Consider the following 16,746-nt stretch of genomic DNA (forward strand, 5'->3'; position numbering starts at 1 on the left):
ATGGCCCCGAGCGCCATGAGCCGCAGCAACGACTGGACGAAATCCCTTTCCGACGCCCAGCCGGTCCCGTACTGGCTGGACGACCCCGGCCGCCCCCGCCCCGAGCCCGCCCTCACCGGAACCGAGACCTGCGACCTGCTGGTCGTCGGCGGCGGCTACAGCGGGCTGTGGACCGCGCTGATCGCCAAGGAGCGCGACCCCGGCAGGGACGTGGTGCTGCTGGAGGGCCGCGAGGTGGGCTGGGCCGCCTCCGGCCGCAACGGCGGCTTCTGCGCCGCCTCCCTCACCCACGGCCTGTCCAACGGCCTCACCCGCTGGCCGGACGAGATCCACAAGCTGGAGGAGCTGGGCGCCCGCAACCTCGACGCGATCGAGGAGGCGGTCGCCCGCCACTCCCTGGACTGCGACTTCGAGCGCACCGGCGAGATCGACGTGGCGACCGAGGAGTACCAGGCCCGGGAGCTGAGGGAGTGGTACGAGGAGATCAGCGCCAAGGGCCTGGCCGACGGCGTCGAGTACCTGGACGCCGACGCCGTACGCGAGCAGGTCGACTCCCCGACCTTCCGGGCCGGCCTGCACGACCGCCGGGGCGTGGCCATGCTCAACCCGGCCAAGCTCGTCTGGGGCCTCAAGCGCGCCTGCCTCGCCCTCGGCGTCCGCGTCCACGAGAACACCCCGGCGCTCAGCCTGCGGCCGTACGGCGCCGGGATGTCCGTACGCACCCCGTACGGCGGGGTCCGCGCCCGCTCGGTCGCGCTCGGCACCAACATCTTCCCCAACCTGGTCAAGCGCGTACGCCCGTACACCGTCCCGGTCTACGACTACGCCCTGATGACCGAACCGCTCGACGCGGAGCAACTGGCCTCGATCGGCTGGAAGAACCGGCAGGGCCTCGGGGACAGCGCCAACCAGTTCCACTACTTCCGCCTCTCCGCCGACAACCGGATCCTGTGGGGCGGCTACGACGCGATCTACCCGTACGGCGGCCGGGTGCGCGCCGAGTACGACGACCGCCCCGAGACCTACGCCAAGCTCGCCGGGCACTTCTTCACCTGCTTCCCGCAGCTGGAGGGCGTCCGCTTCACCCACGCCTGGGGCGGCGCCATCGACACCTGCTCGCGCTTCTCGGCGTTCTTCGGCACCGCCCACCAGGGCAAGGTGGCGTACGCGGCCGGGTACACCGGCCTCGGTGTGGGCGCCACCCGGTTCGGCGCCGAGGTGATGCTCGACCTGCTGTCCGGGGAGCGCACCGAGCGCACCGAGCTGGAGATGGTCCGCAGGAAGCCGCTGCCGTTCCCGCCGGAACCGTTCGCCTGGACCGGCATCGCGCTCACCAAGTGGTCGCTGGCCCGCGCGGACACCCACGAGGGCCGGCGCAACCTGTGGCTGCGGACGATGGACAAGCTGGGGCTCGGCTTCGACAGCTGAGCCGGGCGCGGGATATGACCCGGTTCACCCCAACGAGGTGCCCCGACCCGCGTAATGCGCGCCTCGGACCTCCCTCTCCCTCGTGACGCACCCGCGTCCACGAGCGAGAGGGAGGTCTTCACATGCCTGGTGCGAAGACGGCGGTCGCGTGGCTGGCATCCGTCGCACCGGATCCCGAGTCCTGCCGCAGGGAGTGGGAGCGCAACCCCCTGGGGGTCGCGCTGCTGCCCGCCGGCAAGGCCTGGGACGTGCTCATCGTGCCGAGCAGGCTCGGCTATCCGACCCTCGACGTGCTCTCCCGCGTCCTGGACCAGCCCGGCCCGGTGCTCGTCGACTTCGGCGACGCGCGCACGGGCTTCTTCGTCCCGGCCGGCACGGCGTCCCGCTGGCTGGGCACCGGAGTGCGGACGGCCGGACTCGGCACCTGGATCGTGGTGCCGTACCCGGCGGGGCAGTCGTCCGGCGGGGTCCGCTGGCTGGTCCCGCCGGACGGGAGCGGCACCCTCACCGATCCGGCACTCCTCGAACTGGCCATGCACGAGGCCGCGGCGGCTCTCGCGGTGGAGGAGGGCGAGGGGTGAGCGCGACGGAAGGAGGAGGGCGCCGCAGAAGGCGCTGACAACTCACGCCGCCGACCGCCGCGGCACTCGCCGCGTCCGGTACCACCGCGCTCTCGTCGGCCGCCCGTGCGGCCGACGCGGACCCCGCGCGCGACGGCGGCTTCGAGTCCGGCCCCGACGGCCGGATGCGCGCGGCCCGACGACCTGGACGCTCAACCGGGACCGTTGCGCGAACCGGGGGTTCCGGCCGAACCTCGACGCCTGCTTCGGGTGACCGGCGGCGCGGCGCGGCCGGCCACCAGCGCGACCCCGGCCAGCAGCACCGTGCCCAGGCACCAACTGGCCACCACGTCCAGCGGCCAGTGGTAGCCCCGACGCACCAGCCCGTAGGAGGCGCCGAGGACGAGGACCGCGCAGAGCGCGACCAGCGCGCGGCGCACGACCGGCCCGCGCAGCGGCCCGAGGAGCAGCAGCGCCGCCGCGCCGTACGCCACGACGGCGGTCGCGGTGTGGCCGGAGGGGTAGTAGCCGACGGCCGGCGGCACGGCCGGGGTGCCGGGGCGGTCGGTCCACTCCTTCAGCGGGACGACCAGCGCGGGCACCAGCACCATCGCCAGGGCCCCGGCGAGGGGCGGCAGCCACCACCGGTCCGCACCACCGGCGCGCCCGTGCCAGGCGGCGTACGCCAGCGCGAGGGCGAGGAGAGGCACCGCCACCTGCACGTTGCCGAGGTCCGCCAGCAGCTCGGAGAGCCGGTCGGGCCGCACCAGCGCCCTGCTGAGCCGCTCGTCCACGCCGATCAGCGGGCCGTCGGCGAGGACCTGCCACGTGATCAGCGCGAACAGCACGACGGGCAGGGCGACGAGGGCGGTGAGCACGCGGGGGCGGGGGGAGACCGGCATGACGCCCAGCTTCGCAGGCCCCGCGACGGGTAGTCTCGCCGCCCGTGAAGATCATACGAAAGGCGCGGGAGCGTGAGCGGCAGAAGACCTTCGCCCGGCTCGAGCGCATGTACCGGGAGGGGCGTTACGAGGAGGTCGAGGCCGGCGCCCAGGCGCTCGCACCGGCCTCGTGGCTCGGCGGGCGCCCCCTCCCGCAGTGGCAGCGGCAGGCCAGGGTGCTGGCCACGGGGGTGGCCGTCTCGCACGGGCGCGGACACGAGGTGCTGCCCGAGCTGGAGGCACTGATCGCCGAGCTGGAGCCGGTCGACCCCGACACACACGTCCTGCGGCTCGTCGTCCGGGCCCACCGCACGGTGGTCCTCATCGGCCTGGAGCGGTACGAGGAGGCGGAGGCCGAGTCCCTGGACATGCTGCGGGCCGTGACCCGGCTCGCTCACCTCACATCGCTGGCGCGGTTCGAAGTGCGCGTCCTGGGCCTGCTGGGCCGGGCGCTGTGCGGGCGGGGCCGCCACGAGGAGGCGGAGGCGATCGCCCGGGGAAACCTGCCCCGGGCGGACGAGCGCTCCGCCACCTCCCTGCACGCCGTGCTCATGCGCAGTCTGAACGGGCAGGGCAGGTACGAGGAGGCCCTCGCCGTGGCAGGACGGTTCACCCTGCCCCTGGAGCGCGGGAACAGCGGACTGGTGGACCTGCTCGCGGGATCGGCCCTGCTCGGCCTGGGCCGGTCCGGGGAGGCGCGGGAGGCGGCCCGCCGGGCCCTGGGCGACTGCGAGCGGCACCTGCATCCGGCCCACCCCCGCATCCGGGAGGCGCGCGACCTGCTGGCCCGCGTCGCCGAGGAGCGCCCCTTCGACTGAGGCGGCCGGACGCACCGAAGGGCCGGCACAAGGGGGGGAGTGTGCCGGCCCTTCGGTGGACCACCGTCCCGGGTGTCCGGGCGGTCGTCCTGACCGGAACGTCGCGCGCCCCGGGGGGTGTGGGGCGGGCGACCGTCCGATCGGTGAGGAGACCCGGAACCCGCGGGTTCCGGTTGTGTGCGCGAGGCACGGCCAGGTCGAAGCTGGGGAGGCCTCGGACCTGAGATCCGCCCACAGTCCCCTGTGGGCGGGTGTATCTCTCATCTGCGTAGAACCTACGACAGGGGGTGGGCCGAGGACAGGCCCATCGGCGTCCTGCCATCCACCCCGCACACGTTCTTCACACGCTCTGCGTTCGCCACGCCAGGCGTGCGAAACGCGGCTCAGATGGGCGTTCGGGACCTCGCGCACCTGCCCGCCCGGCGCTCGTGCGGGCAGGTGCGACGCGGACTCGCTCAGACGCCGGCGAACGCCTGCTCGATGATGTCGAGGCCCTCGTTCAGCAGGTCGTCGCCGATCACCAGCGGGGGCAGGAAGCGCAGCACGTTGCCGTAGGTGCCACAGGTCAGGACCAGCAGGCCCTCCTGGTGGCAGGCCTTGGCGAGCGCGGCGGTCGCCTCCGGGTTCGGCTCCTTGGTGGCGCGGTCCTTGACCAGCTCGACGGCGATCATGGCGCCGCGGCCCCGGACGTCGCCGATGATGTCGAACTTCTCGGCCATGGCGGTGAGGCGGGACTTCATGACCGCCTCGATGTTCTTCGCCTTGGCGTTGAGGTCCAGCTCCTTCATGGTCTCGATGGCGCCGAGCGCGCCCGCGCAGGCCACCGGGTTGCCGCCGTAGGTGCCGCCGAGGCCGCCGGAGTGGGCGGCGTCCATGATCTCGGCGCGGCCGGTGACGGCGGCCAGCGGCAGACCGCCCGCGATGCCCTTGGCCGTCGTGATCAGGTCCGGGACGATGCCCTCGTCCTCGCAGGCGAACCACTGGCCGGTGCGGCAGAAGCCGGACTGGATCTCGTCGGCGACGAAGACGATGCCGTTGTCCTTGGCGAACTTGCTGATGGCCGGCAGGAAGCCCTTGGCGGGCTCGATGAAGCCGCCCTCGCCGAGCACCGGCTCGATGATGATCGCGGCCACGTTCTCCGCGCCGACCTGCTTGGTGATCTGGTCCATCGCCTGGGCGGCGGCCTCCGGACCGGCGTTCTCCGGACCGGTCGGCCAGCGGTAGCCGTAGGCGACCGGCACGCGGTACACCTCGGGCGCGAAGGGACCGAAGCCGTGCTTGTACGGCATGTTCTTCGCGGTCAGCGCCATCGTCAGGTTGGTGCGGCCGTGGTAGCCGTGGTCGAAGACGACGACCGCCTGGCGCTTGGTGTAGGCGCGGGCGATCTTGACGGCGTTCTCGACGGCCTCGGCGCCGCTGTTGAACAGGGCCGACTTCTTGGCGTGGTCGCCCGGGGTCAGCTCGGCCAGCGCCTCGGCGACGGCGACGTAGCCCTCGTAGGGCGTCACCATGAAGCAGGTGTGGGTGAAGTCGGCGAGCTGCGCGGACGCCTTGCGTACGACGGCCTCGGCGGAGGCGCCGACGGAGGTCACGGCGATGCCGGAGCCGAAGTCGATCAGGCGGTTGCCGTCGACGTCCTCGATGATGCCGCCGCCCGCGCGCGCGGTGAAGACGGGCAGGACGGAGCCCACACCCTGCGCCACCACGGCCGTGCGGCGGGCCTGCAGCTCCTGCGACTTCGGGCCGGGGATGGCGGTGACGACGCGGCGCTCCTGCTCAAGTGCGGTCATGGGGGCTCCTGGGTCTTGCGCGATCTGTGGGATCTTACGGACGCTTGCCTTCTTTTCTCGCAGGCTAGGACCGGGGCGGGGAAGCGGGCATGCTCCATGTGGGCGTTGTCCGCGCAGCCGGTTGTCCGCGATGGACAGATGGCCGGTACGGCGACATCGGGACACGTCGGCGTGGGCCCGGCCGCGTAAGCGGTGAACTCCCCTTGGGAGGGCGTTAGATTGGCTCGCTGATGGTGGACGGAGCGGCTGGTCAGGGGGAAAGGGCGATGGACAGCGACGGGATGCGGGACGCACGGGGTACGCACGCCAATCCTGTGCCGCGTCCGGCGGGGCCTCCCGAGGTGCCCCCGGTGCCGCCGCGACCCCCGGCTCCTCCCGCCGCGCCTCCCGCGCCCGCACAGGCGCCCCCGCCCACGTCCTCCGTCGCCGCCTGGCTCGACACGGCCAGGCCGGCGAGCCGGCCCGGCATCTGGCGCTACGGCTACCGTCCGCCCAAGGAGCCCGGGGCGAAGATCGCCCCGGTGACGGTCGCCGGCATGCTGGTGCCGGTCGCCCTGGCGCTGGTGGTGTGGATGTTCTGGCGCCGCGGCTACTTCCCGTACAAGGGCGCCATCCTGCGGATGTTCGCGCCGGACGACTGGTGGTACGGGGGCTCGGTCGTCACTCCCAAGCCGGTCGAAGGGCGGACGGTCGCGCTCCCGGGGTGGGACCTCCTGGTGGTCTACGACGGCGTCCTCTTCGTCGCTCTCGTTCTCGCGGTGGGCGCGCTCGGCAGCTGGCGCGCCATCCTCCGCCACTACGCGGGCCGGCTGCCCCAGCCGGCCCGCGCGCTGGTCGCCGCCGCCTTCGCGCTGTTCGCCCTCTCCCTGGTGTTCCCCGACGCCTTCCCGGGTGTCGGATGGTCCGCGGTGCCGCTGGTCGACCCCTTGCTCTCCCTGACCGTGCTGATCACCGACAGCTACGACCTGATGGCCTCCGTCCTCTTCATCAACACGCTGTACACGATCGTCACGCTGCTCGTGGTGTGGCCCTTCGCCCGCCTCGGGGACTGGTGGCCGTACGTCAGGCAGCTGCTCACCCCGCGCCGGGAGGCCGTCGACCGCGATGTCGCGGCTCCCGTCCGCCCCCGCTCGCAGTGGCCCGCCCTGCGCGACGCCGACCAGCACGAGGCCGCCGAACTCCTCACCGCCGAGGTCGCCGGCGGCCGGATGAACGACGTCGACTGCGCCCGTGTGGAACACGCCTTCACCGCCGCCCGCCGCGGCGGCGGACTGGGCACCTTCCGCGACACCGTGCTCCGCCGGGGCGGTGCGGCCTGGACCCACCCATCCGGAGCCCGGGACCTGCCGCGCCGGGCCGCCCGCCACGACCTGCTCGCCGGGCAGGTGCGCATCGGCCGCTGGGTGGCCGCCGAGCGGACCCCGCCGCCGTACCGGGACGCCGGGGCGGCCCTGGACCCGGGCGTACTCGGCACCTCCCTGCTGGCCATCGGTCCGTCCGGGTCCGGGAAGACCCGCACCCTCGTCGAACCGGTGACCGAGGCCCTCGCGCTGCAGGCGCTCACCGGCGGCTGTGCCGTGGTCGCCGTGTCCGCCGGCGGCCGGCTCGGCGGCGACGACGCGTTCGACGTGGTCGTGCGGGTCGGCGACCCCTCCTCGGCGTACGACCTCGACCCGTACGCCGAGACCGACGACCCCGACCGGGCGGCCGCGATCCTCGCCGAGGCCCTGGTGGGCGATCTCGACGCGCCGGGCGCCGCCACCGCGCTGGTGCAGCTGCTCGGCCCCTTCCGGGCGGTGCATGGCCGTTTCCCCACCCTGCCCGAGCTGCGCGACCTGCTGGAGGGCGAGGAGAGCGTGCTGGCGCCCCTGTACGACGCCCTCGCCGCGCGCGGGGACGACGTCCTGCGCCGGGAGCTCGAGACGCGCCGCCGGCAGGCGGACGCGCCGGGTGACGTGGGCCGGGTGCTGGCCGGCCGGCTGGCCGTACTGAACCGGCCGGTGTTCTCGGACTTCTTCGGCGGTGGCGCTCCGGGCCGGTCGTTCTCCCTGCGCGCGGTCGCCCACCACCCCCTGCGGGTGCGGATCGATCTTCCCGAGCACGGCCACGAGGAGGCGGGCAGGGTGATCACCCGGCTGGTCCTCGCCCAGTTCCACGCCGTCGTCCGGGAGCGCGAGCGCGCGCACTTCGCCTGCCTGGTCCTCGACGACGCGACGGGCGCGGTCACCGCGGAGTCGGTCCGAGGCATCCAGCGACTGCGTTCGCTGAACGCGGGCGTGCTGCTGGCCCTGCGCACGATCAGCGACGTCCCCGAGGCGCTGCACGGCCCGCTCTACGGCGCGGTGGGCTGCCGCATGGCGCTGTGCGGCGTGTCCACCTGGGACGGCGGCCGCTTCGCGCAGACCTGGGGCACCGAGTGGGTGGAGACGACGGAGGTCGCCAAGCACACGGTCTTCGCCGACCAGCCGATGACCCGGCTCTTCCACCGGCTGCGCAAGCTGCTGACGGGCGAGGCGGTCACGACGGACGCGGTGACCGTGCGGCAGGTCGAGCGCGAGCGCTGGTCGGCGTCCGAGCTGGCCCACGCCGTGCCCGCGGGCCACGCCGTGCTCTCGCTGACCAGCGTCGAGGGCGAGCACGTCCCGCCGCTCCTGGTGGACCTGCGCGGCTGACCCGGCCGTCCGGGCCCGGCGTCCCGGGACCGTACAGTGAGGCAGAATCGACACAGGTCGTTCATACGCGGCGGCCAAAAGATCACAGACGTCTCACCGTACGCCCACCCCTCCCGACCGACGCAGATCCGAAGGCCCAGGCCCCCATGCCCCCCACGCTCGCCTCGCTCGTCCACCACTCCGCGCTCAAACTGACCGTGCGCGCGGGTGAGGACCGCCTCGACGTACCGGTGCGCTGGGCGCACGTCAGCGAGCTGGCCGACCCCGTCCCCTACATGGAGGGCGGGGAACTGCTGCTGATCACCGCCCTCAAGCTGGACGCCGCGGACCCCGAGGCGATGCACCGGTACGTGAAGCGGCTGGCGGGCGCCGGAGTGGTGGGCCTCGGGTTCGCCGTCGGCGTCAACTACGACGACATCCCCGAGGCCCTCGTCGAAGCGGCGCGGGCGGAGGGCCTGCCCCTGCTGGAGGTGCCGCGCCGCACCCCCTTCCTCGCCATCAGCAAGGCCGTCTCCGCCGCGATCGCCGCCGACCAGTACCGGGCGGTCACCGCGGGTTTCGCGGCCCAGCGCGAACTGACCAGGAGGGCGCTGACCGACGGCCCGGAGGGCCTGCTGGCCTCCCTCGCCGCGCAGGTCGACGGCTGGGCGGCGCTGTACGACGCCTCGGGCGCCGTCGTCGCCGCGGCCCCGGAGTGGGCCGGCCGGCGGGCCGCGCGCCTCACGGCGGACGTCCAGCGCCTGCGCGAGCGTGCCGCCCCGGCCTCCTCCGTCGTCGGCGGGGGCGAGTCCCCGGACCACCCCGAGAACGCCGACCGGGTCGAACTCCACTCCCTCGGCACCTCCCGCAGGCCCCGCTCCGCCCTCGCCGTCGGCACCGCCGCCGCCCTCGGCACGGCCGAGCGGTACGCCGTGCACTCCGCCATCGCCCTGCTGACCCTCACCACGGAACGCTCGCGCTCCCTGCACGAGGCGGAACAGCGCATCGACGAGGCCGTGCTGCGCATGCTGCTGGCCGGTGAACCCGACCACGCCCGCACCGTCGCCGGAGACCTGTACGGGGGCCTGCTGGACGCGCCCTTCCGGATCATCGTCGCCGAGCCGGCGTCGGCCTCCGCCGCGCGGGCGCACGCCGCGACGCACCCGCGCGGACCCGCCCCCGCGTCCCGGCCCACGTCCCGCCCCACGGCCGCCGCACTGGCCGCCGCGGACACCGACGGCGACCCGCTCGGCGCGCTCGCCGAGGTCGTGGAGTCGGCGGCGGCGAGGTCCGGCGAGGCGGTGCTGGTCGTCCCCGAGGGTGAGCGCCTGGTCGCGCTGGCCAGGGACGGGGGAGCGGCCGTGGCCGCCTGCGTCGAGTACGCGTCCGCCCTGGAGACCGCCCGCCCGGAGCCGGGCGCGGGCGGTGACGAGGAGGGCCTGGTGGTGGGCCTGTCGGCGCCGTCCGGGCCCATCGCCGCGTCCGCCGCCTACAAGCAGGCCGAGCAGGCCCTGTCGGTGGCCCGCCGGCGCGGACGGGTCTGCGTGGAGCACGAACACCTGGCGGCCGGCTCGGTCCTCCCCCTCCTCGCCGACGACGCGGTCCGCGCCTTCGCCGACGGTCTGCTGCGGGCCCTGCGCGACCACGACGCCACCGGCCGCGGCGACCTGGTCGCCTCCCTGCGCGCCTGGCTCTCCCGCCACGGCCAGTGGGACGCGGCGGCGGCCGACCTGGGCGTCCACCGCCACACCCTGCGCTACCGCATGCGCCGGGTGGAGGAGATCCTCGGCCGCTCCCTGGACGACCCGGACGTACGGATGGAGCTGTGGCTCGCCCTGAAGGCGACGTCGTCCGACTGAGCCCGTCCGGCGGGCGGAGGGCGAGCAGACCTCTGACCGGCGCCCCCCTGGCCACCTCGCCCGTCCCACCTGGCCACACCGTCGAACAACCCGTCCCCACCACTACACCCCGGACAAACGCCGCTCGCCGCCCCCCGCCCTACCGTGGACCCGCACCCCCGTACACACCTCAACGCGGAAGGGCCGGGACTCCACATGACTTCCACCCACGCCTTCTGGCTCGCCGGCCGCCAGGCCACCGGCGAGGCCGGCTTCGACGTCACGTCCCCCTGGGACGGCAGCACGGTCGGCACGGTGAGCCTGCCGACCGACGCCCAGGTCGAGGAGGCCGTGGCCGCCGCGTACGCCGTACGGGACGAGTTCGCCGCCACCCCCGCGCACGTCCGCGCCGCCGCCCTGGACCACGTCAGCCGGCGGCTGGCCGAGCGCACCGAGGAGATCGCCCGCCTGATCTCCGCCGAGAACGGCAAGCCGATCAAGTGGGCCCGCGGCGAGGTCGGCCGCGCGGTGTCCGTCTTCCGCTTCGCCGCCGAGGAGGCCCGCCGCTTCAACGGCGGCGAGGCCCAGCGCCTCGACACCGACGCGGGCGGTCAGGGCCGCCTCGCCCTCACCCGCCGCTTCCCCAAGGGCGTCGTCCTCGGCATCGCGCCGTTCAACTTCCCGCTGAACCTGTGCGCCCACAAGATCGCCCCCGCGATCGCCGCCGGCGCGCCGATCATCCTGAAGCCGGCCCCCGCCACCCCCCTCTCCGGCCTGATCCTCGGTGAGCTGCTCGCCGAGACCGAGCTGCCCGCCGGGTCGTGGAGCATCCTCCCGGTGCCCAACGACAAGATGCCCGCGCTGGTCCAGGACGAGCGGCTGCCGGTCATCTCCTTCACCGGCTCCGAGACCGTCGGCTACGCGATCATGGACTCGGTGCCGCGCAAGCACTGCACCCTGGAGCTGGGCGGCAACGGCGCGGCCGTCGTCCTCGGCGACTGGGCGAGCGACGAGGACCTGGACTGGGCCGCGACCCGCATCGCGACCTTCTCCAACTACCAGGGCGGCCAGTCCTGCATCTCCGTGCAGCGCGTGATCGCCGACGCCGCCGTCTACGACCGGCTGCTGCCGCGTGTCGTCGCCGCCGTCGAGGCCCAGGTCACCGGCGACCCGAACGACGACAAGACGGACGTCGGCCCGCTGGTCAGCGAGGACGCCGCCAAGCGCGTCGAGGCGTGGGTGCGGGAGGCCGTCGAGGCCGGCGCCACGCTGCAGACCGGTGGCCGGCGCGACGGCGCCACGTATGCGCCGACCGTGCTCACCGACCTGCCGGCCGACACCACCCTCGCCCGCGAGGAGGTCTTCGGACCCGTCCTCAGCGTCCAGAAGGTGGACGGCGAGGCCGAGGCGTTCGCCGCCGTCAACGACTCCAAGTACGGCCTCCAGGCGGGCGTGTTCACCCACGACCTCCAGGCCGCCTTCCGCGCCCACCGCGCCCTGGAGGTCGGCGGTGTCGTCATCGGCGACGTCCCCTCCTACCGCGCCGACCAGATGCCGTACGGCGGTGCCAAGCAGTCCGGCGTCGGCCGTGAGGGCGTCAGGTTCGCGATGGACGACTACACCTACGAGCGGGTGCTGGTCCTGACGGGCCTCGCCCTCTGAGGCACCCCGAGAAGGCCGACGGCCCGAACCCACTGTGCGGGGGTTCGGGCCGTCGGTGTGTGCCGGCCCGCTCCGGACCCTCAGCCGGAGAAGCCGACGTGCGCGAGCCGCAGTGAGCCGCGCAGCCTGACACGCAGGTCGTGGACGCCCTCGGCGGCCAGCGCGGCGCCGAGTTCCACGTAGTCGTACGGTCCCGCAGTGGGCGTGTCCGGGGAGAGCACCGCCAGGACCGGGCCGCCGTCGAGGGCGATCTCCACGCTGCCCCCGCCGCCCGCCACCGTCGCCGTCACCCCGGTGACACCGGGTCCGAAGTCGCAGGAGCGGTACAGGAGTTCACCGGCCCGGTCCGCCGCCGGGGTCACCGCGTCGCCCGCCGTCCTCGTCCGGTCGACGAGCTGTGTGCCGCTCTGCTCGTCGTAGGAGGCCGCCTCCACGCCCCGTTCGCGCACCGGGCGCGGCGCGCCGGGCTCACCGTCGACGGTCACCATGGCCGACAGGCGCACGTCATCGCTGGAGGCGCCCACCAGCAGCGCGTACGGCCCCGGCTCCAGCCGCCACCGGTCGTGCGCGACGTCCCAGAACGCGAGGGCGGACAGCGGCACGTCGAAGGACACCTCGCCCGTGGCGCCCGGGGCGAGGGTGAGCCGGCGGTGGGCCAGCAGCTCGCGGCGCGGGCGCGGGACCGACGGGTCCTCGGCGCGGACGTAGAGCTGGGCGACCTCGTCGGCGGTGACGTCCCCCGCGTTGGTGACGGTGAAGGACACGGCAACCGTCCCGTCCGCCACCCGCACCGCCAGGTCCGCGTACGAGAAGGACGCGTACGACAGGCCGTGCCCGAACGGGAACAGCGGCGTGCCCTCGAAGTACAGGTAGGTCTGGCGGCCGCCGATCACGTCGTAGTCGAGGAGGTCGGGCAGGTCGGCGTCGTCGGCGTACCAGGTCTGCGGAAGCCGCCCGGCGGGGGAGACGTCGCCGGCGAGGACCCGGGCCAGCGCGGTGCCGGCCGCCTGGCCGCCGTGCGCGGTCCACAGCACCGCCGGGAGCGCCTCGGTGTCCACGGCGTAGGGGTAGGCGGACACCAGCGCCAGCACGGTCGCCGGGTTGGCGGCGCGGGCGGCGCGCAGCAGCCGTTCCTGGTGGGCGGGGAGCTTGAGCGTCGTACGGTCCTCGGTCTCGCGGCCGTTGATGTGCGGGTCGTTGCCCGCCACCACGACGACCACGTCCGCCCGGGCCGCCGCCCGCGTCACCGCGTCCTCGCCGCGTTCGGCGACCACCAGCTCGAACACCTCCGGGACTTCCCCGTCCGAGGCGGCAACCCGCACGCCGTCGGCGGCGACCTGGAGGTGACGACCCGTCCCCAGGTGCCGCAGGAGGTGTCCGTTCCCGTGAGGTTCCAGACGGAACGTCTCCCGCACCACCCAGCCGCCGGGCTGGTCGGCGGAGGCGCGCAGGAGGCCGTCCTCGGCGACCGAGAGGTAGCGGCCGTCGGGGGCGCGCAGGGTGAGGACGCCCTCGCCCCAGTCGGCGAGCGCGAGTTCGGTGCCGGTGGCGTCGGTGGTCAGCGGCGGCAGGTCGGTGCGGCCGGCCAGCAGGGCCGGGTCGAGGGCGCCCTCGGCGCCGCGTGCCTCGCCGGGGCCGTCCTCGGCTGGGAGCACGTGCAGGAACGTACCGGTGGCGGTGCGCAGGCGGACCCGGTCCACGCCCTCCGCGAAGCCGACGCGCTCGGCGCCGAACCGCTCGTACAGGCCCTCCAGCGGGGTGGAGCGGTGGATGAGGGTGCCGCTGTACCAGTCGAGCTTGCACTCGTCGGCGAGCAGGCCGACGACGGCGACGCGGGTGTCGGGGGCCAGGGGCAGCACGCCGCCGTCGTTCTTGAGCAGGACGACCGCCTGCTCGGCCGCCTCCCGCGCCAGGGCCCGGTGCTCCGGCGTGTCGAAGTCGGCGGCGGCGGTGTCCGCGGTGACCGCGTGCGGGTCCCGACCGGGATCGAACTCGCCGAGCCGGAAGCGGACCGACAGCTGCCGGCGCACGGCCGTGTCGACGTCGGCCTCGGTCAGCAGGCCCCGCTCCAGGGCGCCCCGGACGCGCGCGACGATCTTCGAGGAGTCGGTGCCGTGGTCGGTGAAGCTGTCCACCCCGGCGCGCAGCGCGGCGGCGGTCGCCTCCTCGTGGGTGTCGAAGTAGTGCTCGGAGTCGACCAGGTTGGAGGGCGCGCCCGCGTCCGAGCAGACGAGGAGGTCGAGGTCGCCGTCCTCCGTCCAGGTGCGCAGATGCTCGCGCAGATACGGACTCACGTGGTTGGGGCGGCCGTTGACCAGGTTGTAGGCCGGCATCACCCCGGCCACCGCGCCCGCCTCCACCGTCTCGCGGAAGGCGCGCAGGTCGTACTCGTTCAGGACGCGCGGACGCACGGACGCCGAGGACGTGTCACGGTCGGTCTCGTTGTTGTGCGCGAGCCAGTGCTTGAGGACGGGCGCGGTGCGCCAGTACACCGGGTGATCGCCGCGCAGGCCCCGGGTGTAGGCGGTGGCGATGGCCGACGTGAGCCCCGGGTCCTCGGAGTAGCCCTCCTCGTTGCGGCCCCACAGGGGGTGGCGCAGCAGGTTGACGGTGGGGGACCAGACGTTGAGGCCGACGCGGTCGTCGCGGGCGCGCATCGCGCGGGCCTCCTTGGACACCGCCTCGCCGACCCGGCGTACCAGCTCCTCGTTCCAGGTGGCGCCCAGGCCCACGGCCTGCGGGAACACGGTGGCGGGGCCCATCCAGGCGACGCCGTGCAGCGCCTCCTGGCCGGTGCGGAACGCGGCGATGCCGAGCCGCTCGACGGCCGGGGCGAACTGGTGCAGGAACGCGGTCTTCTCGTCGGGCGTGAGCCGCGCCATCAGGTCGTCGACGCGCTTCGCGAACGGCAGGCGCGGATCACGGAAAGGCGGCGTGGGCGGCGTCGGTGCGGTCACGTGGAGGTCCCCTTGCGATGGAGCGGCCAGGCGCTTTCGAAGCGCTTCGATGCTCAGTCGCCGCGCGGCGGGTGTCAACCCGTCTGGAGGCACTACCTCCGACTTCTTCCCTCAATCCGTGGGTCACATGAGGGGGTTCGGGCGGTCGGGCCCTCCCATACCTCGGAGGAATTCTGGGATCGACTCTTGTGCACCCCCAGGCGTTCACTTAACCTCGCAGCAACATCGAAGCGCTTCGACTACGAGGCACCCACCCGGACGTCCACCTCCCGGTGCGACGGATGCCGGGCCTTCCTCCGAGGACCGCTTCAGCTCAGCCAGTTCCACTCGAGACACCGCAGCCGACGGCCACCGCCGGGTGTCCTGGTGCGCCACGAAGGGTTGACGCAATGACGCCGAACGCCGCCTCCGGGCCCAGCCGGAGAAAGTTCCTCGCCTCCACGGCGGTCGCCACCGCAGCGGTGGCGGGAGGGATGCCGCTGCTCTCCGCCTGCGGCGGATCCGACGGCGGCTCGCGCGACGGCACCACGTCGGGCAAGGACGCGAAGAAGCTGCTGCCGGCGTACGTGGCGAGCAACGTGGTCACCCCCGACATCCCCAGCAAGAACGGCTCCGCGGTCGGCTTCACCGGCAAGCTCGACCTCGCGGACCTGAAGACCTCGGTGCCGAAGAAGCTCGGCAAGGGCGGCAAGGTCACCGTCATGTCGCCGTTCTGGGGGTCCCCGCCCAAGGCGGACAACGCCTACTACCGGGCGATGAACGACCTCATCGGCGTCGACGTGGTGTGGCAGAACCAGGACGGCAACACCTACGACCAGAAGCTCGGCGCCGTCCTCGCCTCCAGCGAGGTGCCCGACGTGGTGGTCGTGCCCGGCTGGAACATGACCGGCAAGATACCCAGCGCCATCATCGGCAAGTTCGCCGACCTCGGCCCGTACCTCTCCGGCGACGCGGTCAAGGACTTCCCCAACCTCGCCGCGATCCCCACCGACGCCTGGCAGCGCTCCATCTTCGGCGGCAAGCTGCGCGGCCTGCCGATGCCCTCCTCGTACGTGTCCGGCGTCCTGCCGCTGTACCGCCGGGACGTCTTCGAGAAGGAGGGCTACGAGGTCCCCCGGTCCTGCGACGAGTTCATGGCGCTGGCCAAGGACGCCACCAACGCGAAGGCCAAGCGCTGGGGCTGCCTGGACATGAAGTGGACCGCCTTCAACGCCTTCGGCGTGCTCTCCGGCAACGAGAAGTCCCTCGGCTGGAACGAGGTCGACGGCAAGCTGATCTACCGCGTCGAGACCGAGGAGTACCTCGAGGCGCTGGAGTGGACGCGCAAGCTGTTCGCCGCCGGTGTCGTGCACCCCGACGCCATGCTGGGCAAGAGCAACGCCACCGACCCCGGGCCCAAGTTCGCCGCCGGCGAGTTCCTCATCTACAACCAGGACATCTCCCAGTGGTGGAGCCGCACCGCCGAACAGGCCGTCCAGAACCCCGAGTTCGAGATCTGGGGCATGGACTTCTTCGGGCACGACGGCGGTGAACCCACGCTGTGGGCGCAGAACCCGGCGAGCATCTTCGCCTTCGTCAACAAGAAGGCGTCCGAGGCCGTGATCCGCGACGTGCTTGCCGTCGCCAACGTCACCGCCGCGCCGTACGGCACCAAGGAGTACATGGCGACCAACTACGGCGTCGAGGGCACCCACTACACCGTCAAGGACGGCGTGCCCACCAAGACCGACCAGGGCAACATCGACGTGATGAACGCCTACGTGATGGTGGCGAGCCCCGCCGCGACCATCGCCCACCCCGACTTCCCCGAGGTCGCCAAGGGGCAGGTGGAGTGGCAGCAGCGGATGGGCGCCTTCACGAAGAAGCCCGCCTTCTACGGCATGCAGGTCACCGAACCCGCCCGCTACACCAACCTGTCCAACGACTTCGAGCAGTTGGAGGACGACGTCGTCCGCGGCCGCAAGAAGATCGGTGACATGCAGCAGGCCGTCTCCGACTGGCGGAGCAAGGGCGGCGACAAGCTGCGCGACTGGTACAAGAAGCTTCTCGACGAGAACGGCACGGCGGCGGGCTGACCGGTACCGAGGCAAGGAGAACCGCC

The 16,746-nt window shown here is 73.5% G+C and carries 10 protein-coding genes; 7 read left to right on the forward strand and 3 right to left on the reverse strand.

Annotation, left to right across the window (positions count from 1 at the left end):
- Positions 1-1,428 (forward strand): NAD(P)/FAD-dependent oxidoreductase, encoded by a 1,428-nt coding sequence (locus tag ACFIF2_RS22535; RefSeq protein WP_395574996.1) that lies wholly within the window; start codon positions 1-3, stop codon positions 1,426-1,428.
- 122 nt (positions 1,429-1,550) lie between these two features.
- The gene (locus ACFIF2_RS22540) at positions 1,551-2,009 is read left to right on the forward strand and encodes a hypothetical protein (protein ID WP_395574997.1); all 459 of its coding nucleotides are present in this window, start codon (positions 1,551-1,553) and stop codon (positions 2,007-2,009) included.
- A 191-nt stretch (positions 2,010-2,200) separates the two neighbouring features.
- Here the strand turns inward: ACFIF2_RS22540 and ACFIF2_RS22545 are convergent, their stop codons facing one another.
- Positions 2,201-2,890, reverse strand: coding sequence for a phosphatase PAP2 family protein (locus tag ACFIF2_RS22545; protein WP_395574998.1), 690 nt, complete (start codon positions 2,888-2,890; stop codon positions 2,201-2,203).
- A gap of 44 nt (positions 2,891-2,934) precedes the next feature.
- Between ACFIF2_RS22545 and ACFIF2_RS22550 the strand changes: the two genes are divergently transcribed.
- Positions 2,935-3,747, forward strand: coding sequence for a hypothetical protein (locus ACFIF2_RS22550; RefSeq protein ID WP_395574999.1), 813 nt, complete (start codon positions 2,935-2,937; stop codon positions 3,745-3,747).
- A 455-nt stretch (positions 3,748-4,202) separates the two neighbouring features.
- Here the strand turns inward: ACFIF2_RS22550 and gabT are convergent, their stop codons facing one another.
- The gene (gene gabT / locus ACFIF2_RS22555) at positions 4,203-5,537 is read right to left on the reverse strand and encodes a 4-aminobutyrate--2-oxoglutarate transaminase (RefSeq protein WP_395575000.1); all 1,335 of its coding nucleotides are present in this window, start codon (positions 5,535-5,537) and stop codon (positions 4,203-4,205) included.
- Between the two features lie 266 nt (positions 5,538-5,803).
- Here gabT and ACFIF2_RS22560 point away from each other — a divergent pair, with 266 nt between their 5' ends.
- The 3 genes from ACFIF2_RS22560 (at position 5,804) to ACFIF2_RS22570 (ending at position 11,688) form a co-directional block, all read left to right on the forward strand.
- Positions 5,804-8,209: an ATP/GTP-binding protein gene (locus ACFIF2_RS22560; RefSeq protein ID WP_395575001.1), complete on the forward strand. Its 2,406-nt coding sequence runs from the start codon at positions 5,804-5,806 to the stop codon at positions 8,207-8,209.
- Between the two features lie 146 nt (positions 8,210-8,355).
- A complete protein-coding gene (locus ACFIF2_RS22565; protein ID WP_395575002.1) occupies positions 8,356-10,047 on the forward strand; it encodes a PucR family transcriptional regulator in 1,692 nt (563 codons plus the stop codon).
- A 195-nt stretch (positions 10,048-10,242) separates the two neighbouring features.
- The gene (locus ACFIF2_RS22570) at positions 10,243-11,688 is read left to right on the forward strand and encodes an aldehyde dehydrogenase family protein (RefSeq protein ID WP_395575003.1); all 1,446 of its coding nucleotides are present in this window, start codon (positions 10,243-10,245) and stop codon (positions 11,686-11,688) included.
- 80 nt (positions 11,689-11,768) lie between these two features.
- Here the strand turns inward: ACFIF2_RS22570 and ACFIF2_RS22575 are convergent, their stop codons facing one another.
- Positions 11,769-14,645: a glycoside hydrolase family 3 C-terminal domain-containing protein gene (locus ACFIF2_RS22575; RefSeq protein WP_395575004.1), complete on the reverse strand. Its 2,877-nt coding sequence runs from the start codon at positions 14,643-14,645 to the stop codon at positions 11,769-11,771.
- Between the two features lie 389 nt (positions 14,646-15,034).
- Here ACFIF2_RS22575 and ACFIF2_RS22580 point away from each other — a divergent pair, with 389 nt between their 5' ends.
- Positions 15,035-16,720, forward strand: a complete 1,686-nt coding sequence (locus ACFIF2_RS22580) for an extracellular solute-binding protein (protein WP_395575005.1) — start codon at positions 15,035-15,037, stop codon at positions 16,718-16,720.
- Positions 16,721-16,746: the final 26 nt, after the last annotated feature.

The sequence above is a fragment of the Streptomyces sp. BK79 genome (assembly GCF_044142145.1).
Taxonomy (GTDB): domain Bacteria; phylum Actinomycetota; class Actinomycetes; order Streptomycetales; family Streptomycetaceae; genus Streptomyces.

Bases quoted from the DNA above. Each gene is read 5' to 3' on its own strand.
- ACFIF2_RS22535 (WP_395574996.1), top strand. From the start codon at position 1: ATGGCCCCGAGCGCCATGAGCCGCAGCAACGACTGGACGAAATCCCTT.
- ACFIF2_RS22560 (WP_395575001.1), top strand. From the start codon at position 5,804: ATGGACAGCGACGGGATGCGGGACGCACGGGGTACGCACGCCAATCCT.
- ACFIF2_RS22540 (WP_395574997.1), top strand. From the start codon at position 1,551: ATGCCTGGTGCGAAGACGGCGGTCGCGTGGCTGGCATCCGTCGCACCG.
- ACFIF2_RS22570 (WP_395575003.1), top strand. From the start codon at position 10,243: ATGACTTCCACCCACGCCTTCTGGCTCGCCGGCCGCCAGGCCACCGGC.
- gabT (WP_395575000.1), bottom strand. From the start codon at position 5,537: ATGACCGCACTTGAGCAGGAGCGCCGCGTCGTCACCGCCATCCCCGGC.
- ACFIF2_RS22565 (WP_395575002.1), top strand. From the start codon at position 8,356: ATGCCCCCCACGCTCGCCTCGCTCGTCCACCACTCCGCGCTCAAACTG.
- ACFIF2_RS22580 (WP_395575005.1), top strand. From the start codon at position 15,035: ATGACGCCGAACGCCGCCTCCGGGCCCAGCCGGAGAAAGTTCCTCGCC.
- ACFIF2_RS22545 (WP_395574998.1), bottom strand. From the start codon at position 2,890: ATGCCGGTCTCCCCCCGCCCCCGCGTGCTCACCGCCCTCGTCGCCCTG.